Source organism: Azospirillum isscasi, from assembly GCF_030849505.1.
Taxonomy (GTDB): Bacteria; Pseudomonadota; Alphaproteobacteria; order Azospirillales; family Azospirillaceae; genus Azospirillum; species Azospirillum isscasi.
The window spans coordinates 1-914 of record NZ_JAUJFI010000371.1 but is presented as its reverse complement, the minus strand read 5'-3'; the positions used below and the strand labels follow the sequence as shown (position 1 = coordinate 914).

1 protein-coding gene is annotated in these 914 nt (G+C 77.5%); it reads left to right on the top strand.

The window, feature by feature from the left end:
* Window positions 1–115: 115 nt before the first annotated feature.
* Window positions 116–914 (top strand): SH3 domain-containing protein (locus tag QSG27_RS29055; protein ID WP_306712341.1); only part of this gene is annotated, 799 nt, incomplete at its 3' end.

Genomic DNA, 914 nt, shown 5'->3' with positions numbered 1-914 from the left:
CGCCACCCCCTCCGCCGCCCCTTCCGCCGCCCCTTCCGCCGCCATCGCCCGGACGGAGGAGGCTCCGCCCGCCGAGGAGGCGAAGGCCCCCGAACCGAAGGCCCCCGAACCGAAGGTGGCCGAACCCAAGCCGCTCCCGCAGCGGCCTGAGGAGAAGCCCGCGGCCCCGGCGGCCGCCGAGGTCGAGGTGGACCCGTTGAACGAGAAGCGGGTGGTGACGCGCGACACCAACCTGCGCGCCGGGCCGGACACCAAGGCGGCGGTGGTCACCACGCTCCGCCGGGACAGCGAGGTCTCCGTCACCGGGCGGACCAGGCGGAACGGCGGCTGGCTGCGCGTCGAGCTGGACGGAAAGACCGGCTTCGCCTTCGCCGGAAACCTCGCCAAGCCGGAGGAGGTGCCGGTCGCCGCCGCCCAGCCGCAGACGCCGGCCCAGCCGTCTCCGCAGACCCAGACGCCTCCGCAGTCCCAGCCGGCGGCGCTGGAACCCGGGGTCTACACGGTGGCGCGCGACGCCAACCTGTTCGCCCGTCCGGTGCTGGGCGCCCGCAGCCTGCGGGATCTGGAGCAGGGGCAGCGGGTGACGCTGCTCCAGGCGGCGCCCGAATCCGGCTGGGTGCGGGTGCGGGACCCGTCGGGGCAGGAGGGGTACGTCACCGCCGGCACGCTGGCGGGCCGTTCCGGCGAAACCGTGTCCATGGGCGGCGCGGCGCCCAGCGCCTATCCGCCGCCGCCGGTGGTCCGCGGCGACGCCGACCCGGTGGCCGGCACGCTGTCCGGGACGACCGGCCCGACGAAGCTCGCCGCCCTTCCCGAGGCTGGCGGGGAGAGCGCCGTGGGACGCGCCGCACCCGGTGCGGACCCGGTCGCCGCCGGGCTGGCCGAGCCCTACCGCGAGGCCGTGCAGGCGGGCC